Source organism: Methylophilus sp. OH31 (assembly GCF_000576615.1).
Taxonomy (GTDB): domain Bacteria; phylum Pseudomonadota; class Gammaproteobacteria; order Burkholderiales; family Methylophilaceae; genus Methylophilus.
The window spans coordinates 1-5593 of the sequence record NZ_BAUS01000005.1; the positions used below are offsets into that span (position 1 = coordinate 1).

The 5593-nt window shown below is 48.2% G+C and carries 2 tRNA genes and 3 rRNA genes; all 5 read left to right on the forward strand.

The annotated features are described in order from the left end of the window. Window positions 1-224: 224 nt before the first annotated feature. Window positions 225-1763: ribosomal RNA gene (locus OH31_RS09125) — 16S ribosomal RNA — on the forward strand. An 86-nt stretch (window positions 1764-1849) separates the two neighbouring features. Next, window positions 1850-1926, forward strand: a tRNA-Ile gene (locus tag OH31_RS09130). Between the two features lie 9 nt (window positions 1927-1935). After that, window positions 1936-2011: transfer RNA gene (locus OH31_RS09135), tRNA-Ala, on the forward strand. 373 nt (window positions 2012-2384) lie between these two features. Then, window positions 2385-5269 (forward strand): 23S ribosomal RNA (locus OH31_RS09140). Window positions 5270-5476: 207 nt separating this feature from the next. Then, window positions 5477-5590 (forward strand): 5S ribosomal RNA (rrf, locus tag OH31_RS09145). Together the 16S, 23S and 5S rRNA genes with 2 tRNA genes alongside form the textbook arrangement of a ribosomal RNA operon. The last annotated feature ends 3 nt before the right edge of the window (window positions 5591-5593 follow it).

Consider the following 5593-nt stretch of genomic DNA (forward strand, 5'->3'; position numbering starts at 1 on the left):
GAAGCTGACTGTTCTTTAAAAATTAGGATGACTGATAAGTGTGGGTGTTTGTAGTTGAGTGAAGCGCATTTAATGCGTAGAAACTCAGAAAATACAAATGCTTTACACTTAGATTTATGACAAGTATGTACAGTGTTTTTACACACATACCTTGAAATGAATTTGAGATATAAGCGAATCGAATACCGCCTCTTAATTGAGGTAAAAAGTAATAGTTAGGAATTAAACTGAAGAGTTTGATCCTGGCTCAGATTGAACGCTGGCGGAATGCTTTACACATGCAAGTCGAACGATGAACCTTAGCTTGCTAGGGGGATTAGTGGCGAACGGGTGAGTAATATATCGGAACGTACCTTGTAATGGGGGATAACTAGTCGAAAGATTAGCTAATACCGCATACGCCCTGAGGGGGAAAGTAGGGGATCTTCGGACCTTACGTTATAAGAGCGGCCGATATCTGATTAGCTAGTTGGTGGGGTAATGGCCTACCAAGGCGACGATCAGTAGCTGGTCTGAGAGGACGACCAGCCACACTGGAACTGAGACACGGTCCAGACTCCTACGGGAGGCAGCAGTGGGGAATTTTGGACAATGGGCGAAAGCCTGATCCAGCCATTCCGCGTGAGTGAAGAAGGCCTTCGGGTTGTAAAGCTCTTTCGCAAGGGAAGAAAACTTACATTCTAATAAAGTGTGAGGCTGACGGTACCTTGATAAGAAGCACCGGCTAACTACGTGCCAGCAGCCGCGGTAATACGTAGGGTGCGAGCGTTAATCGGAATTACTGGGCGTAAAGCGTGCGCAGGCGGTTTTGTAAGTCAGATGTGAAATCCCCGAGCTCAACTTGGGAACTGCGTTTGAAACTACAAGACTAGAATATGTCAGAGGGGGGTAGAATTCCACGTGTAGCAGTGAAATGCGTAGAGATGTGGAGGAATACCAATGGCGAAGGCAGCCCCCTGGGATAATATTGACGCTCATGCACGAAAGCGTGGGGAGCAAACAGGATTAGATACCCTGGTAGTCCACGCCCTAAACGATGTCTACTAGTTGTTGGTGGAGTAAAATCCATGAGTAACGCAGCTAACGCGTGAAGTAGACCGCCTGGGGAGTACGGTCGCAAGATTAAAACTCAAAGGAATTGACGGGGGCCCGCACAAGCGGTGGATTATGTGGATTAATTCGATGCAACGCGAAAAACCTTACCTGGCCTTGACATGCCACTAACGAAGCAGAGATGCATTAGGTGCCCGAAAGGGAAAGTGGACACAGGTGCTGCATGGCTGTCGTCAGCTCGTGTCGTGAGATGTTGGGTTAAGTCCCGCAACGAGCGCAACCCTTGCCATTAATTGCCATCATTTAGTTGGGCACTTTAATGGGACTGCCGGTGACAAACCGGAGGAAGGTGGGGATGACGTCAAGTCCTCATGGCCCTTATGGCCAGGGCTTCACACGTAATACAATGGTCGGTACAGAGAGTTGCCAACCCGCGAGGGGGAGCTAATCTCAGAAAGCCGATCGTAGTCCGGATTGTTCTCTGCAACTCGAGAGCATGAAGTCGGAATCGCTAGTAATCGCGGATCAGCATGTCGCGGTGAATACGTTCCCGGGCCTTGTACACACCGCCCGTCACACCATGGGAGTGGGTTTTACCAGAAGTAGTTAGTCTAACCGCAAGGGGGACGATTACCACGGTAGTATTCATGACTGGGGTGAAGTCGTAACAAGGTAGCCGTATCGGAAGGTGCGGCTGGATCACCTCCTTTCTAGAGAAGATCACTCGGCTTCAAGCATTCACTCTTATCAGTCATCTAAAATTAAGCAGCAACAAAGATTTAGGCAAACCGCCTTAGGGTCTGTAGCTCAGCTGGTTAGAGCACCGTCTTGATAAGGCGGGGGTCGTTGGTTCGAGCCCAACCAGACCCACCACTCTATATTGGGGGATTAGCTCAGCTGGGAGAGCACCTGCTTTGCAAGCAGGGGGTCGTCGGTTCGATCCCGTCATCCTCCACCAAGAACTTTGTTGTGAATTAGAGATTAGAAGCAAGCGTTATTAATTGAAGTTTAATTAAATGTTTGCTTCTGGTTTTTAAACATTAGTTTAAAAAACTAAGACTGCTCTTTAACAAAATGGAAGAAGTAAAGGAATATAGGTTGTGTGATGACAACTTATATTCAATGGGCGATATTATTTTTTAACCGGAAATAATATCGATTGATTGCAAAATCATAAATATTAAACGCAAGTTGAGAAGTTTAGGTTATTGAGTAATCAATAATTTAAGCGAATCTAACGAGGTTTGATAGTGCTTTAGAATTACCTGTAACGCGTGTCTCATGCACGACGAAATCTAGATTTAAAAAGGGTTTAGGTTTTAACGTTATAGGGTCAAGTGAATAAGTGCATATGGTGGATGCCTTGGCGATATCAGGCGATGAAGGACGTGATAGCCTGCGAAAAGCTTCGGGGAGCTGGCAAATAAGCTTTGATCCGGAGATGTCCGAATGGGGAAACCCGGCCGTAAGGTCATTCTCTTCTGAATATATAGGAAGAGTAAAGCGAACCGAGTGAACTGAAACATCTAAGTAACTCGAGGAAAAGAAATCAACCGAGATTCCGTAAGTAGTGGCGAGCGAACATGGAACAGCCTGTTATTTTTAGCAGACGCGATAGTAGAACGGAATGGAAAGTCCGACCGTAGTGGGTGATAGTCCCGTATACGAAATCCCGTTTGTGGAACTAGGGTAACGAAAAGTAGGGCGGGGCACGAGAAACCTTGTCTGAACATGGGGGGACCATCCTCCAAGGCTAAATACTCGATATCGACCGATAGTGAACAAGTACCGTGAGGGAAAGGCGAAAAGAACCCCGGGAGGGGAGTGAAATAGATCCTGAAACCGTATGCATACAAACAGTGGGAGCCTCGTAAGGGGTGACTGCGTACCTTTTGTATAATGGGTCAGCGACTTACATTCAGTGGCAAGCTTAACCGATAGGGGAGGCGTAGAGAAATCGAGTCCGAATAGGGCGAATCAGTCGCTGGGTGTAGACCCGAAACCAAGTGATCTATCCATGGCCAGGATGAAGGTGCCGTAACAGGTACTGGAGGTCCGAACCCACAAATGTTGAAAAATTTGGGGATGAGCTGTGGATAGGGGTGAAAGGCTAAACAAACTTGGAGATAGCTGGTTCTCTCCGAAAACTATTTAGGTAGTGCCTCGTATATCATTCTCGGGGGTAGAGCACTGTTATGGCTAGGGGGTTCATAAGAACTTACCAAACCATTGCAAACTCCGAATACTGAGAAATGCAATTACGGGAGACAGACCATGGGTGCTAACGTCCGTGGTCAAGAGGGAAACAACCCAGACCGACAGCTAAGGTCCCAAATGACGTGCTAAGTGGAAAACGAAGTGGGAAGGCATAGACAGCCAGGATGTTGGCTTAGAAGCAGCCATCATTTAAAGAAAGCGTAATAGCTCACTGGTCGAGTCGTCCTGCGCGGAAGATGTAACGGGGCTAAGCACGTAACCGAAGCTTCGGATGCCATATTTATATGGCATGGTAGGAGAGCGTTCTGTAGGCCTGCGAAGGTGTGCTGTGAGGCATGCTGGAGGTATCAGAAGTGCGAATGCTGACATGAGTAGCGATAAAGGGAGTGAAAAGCTCCCTCGCCGAAAGCCCAAGGTTTCCTGCGCAACGTTCATCGGCGCAGGGTGAGTCGGCCCCTAAGGTGAGGCAGAGATGCGTAGCTGATGGGAAACAGGTTAATATTCCTGTACCTCTATACAATGCGATGTGGGGACGGAGAAGGTTAGGTCAGCCGGGTGTTGGATGTCCCGGTTCAAGCGTGTAGGTTGGTTCTTTAGGCAAATCCGGAGAGCTAAGACTGAGACGTGATAACGAGTCTGCTTGCAGACGAAGTGATTGATACCATGCTTCCAAGAAAAGCCACTAAGCTTCAGTTGTATAAGACCGTACCGCAAACCGACACAGGTGGGCAGGATGAGAATTCTAAGGCGCTTGAGAGAACCCGGGAGAAGGAACTCGGCAAATTAGCACCGTAACTTCGGGAGAAGGTGCGCCCCGGTAGTGTGTAGAGATTTACTCTCGAAGCACGATGGGGTTGCAGTGAAAAGGTGGCTGCGACTGTTTAATAAAAACACAGCACTCTGCAAACACGAAAGTGGACGTATAGGGTGTGACGCCTGCCCGGTGCTGGAAGATTAAATGATGGGGTGCAAGCTCTTGATTGAAGTCCCAGTAAACGGCGGCCGTAACTATAACGGTCCTAAGGTAGCGAAATTCCTTGTCGGGTAAGTTCCGACCCGCACGAATGGCGTAACGATGGCCACACTGTCTCCTCTCGGGACTCAGCGAAGTTGAAATGTTTGTGAAGATGCAATCTCCCCGCGGCTAGACGGAAAGACCCCATGAACCTTTACTGCAGCTTTACATTGGACTTTGACAAGATTTGTGTAGGATAGGTGGGAGACGTTGAAGCGGAGTCGCTAGATTTCGTGGAGTCAACCTTGAAATACCACCCTGATGTTGTTGAGGTTCTAACCTAGGTCCGTAATCCGGACTGGGGACCGTGTATGGTAGGCAGTTTGACTGGGGCGGTCTCCTCCCAAAGAGTAACGGAGGAGTGCGAAGGTAACCTAGGTACGGTCGGAAATCGTACTGATAGTGCAATGGCATAAGGTTGCTTGACTGCGAGACGGACAGGTCGAGCAGGTGCGAAAGCAGGTCATAGTGATCCGGTGGTTCTGTATGGAAGGGCCATCGCTCAACGGATAAAAGGTACTCTGGGGATAACAGGCTGATTCCTCCCAAGAGTTCATATCGACGGGGGAGTTTGGCACCTCGATGTCGGCTCATCACATCCTGGGGCTGTAGCCGGTCCCAAGGGTATGGCTGTTCGCCATTTAAAGTGGTACGTGAGCTGGGTTTAAAACGTCGTGAGACAGTTTGGTCCCTATCTGCCGTGGGCGCTGCAAGTTTGAGGGGACCTGCTCCTAGTACGAGAGGACCGGAGTGGACGCACCTCTGGTGGACCAGTTATCATGCCAATGGTATAGCTGGGTAGCTAAGTGCGGAAGAGATAAACGCTGAAAGCATCTAAGCGTGAAACTCGCCTCGAGATGAGACTTGCCTCTGGCTTTAAGCCAGCTAAAGAGTCGTTCAAGACCAGGACGTTGATAGGTCAGGTGTGGAAGTGCAGTAATGCATTAAGCTAACTGATACTAATTGCTCGTGAGGCTTGATCCTATAACCTTAAAACTTAGACCAAAATCTAAGCAAGGTGTAGTTCAAAGCAATATGATTTGGCAATCATCTAGAAATAAGAAACACAAGTTGTTTCATACCCTAATCCCATTGAAAACAAGCGTAAAACGCTTGCATCCTTTACTTCTTCCAATTTGTTAAAGCAGGCTGAGCAAAAACTCAGCACCATGCATAACATTACCAGTTATGTTTGGGGACAATAGCGGTTTGGAACCACCCCTTCCCATCTCGAACAGGGCCGTGAAACGAACTTGCGCCAATGATAGTGTACTCTTCGTATGCGAAAGTAGGTCATCCCCAAGCTCC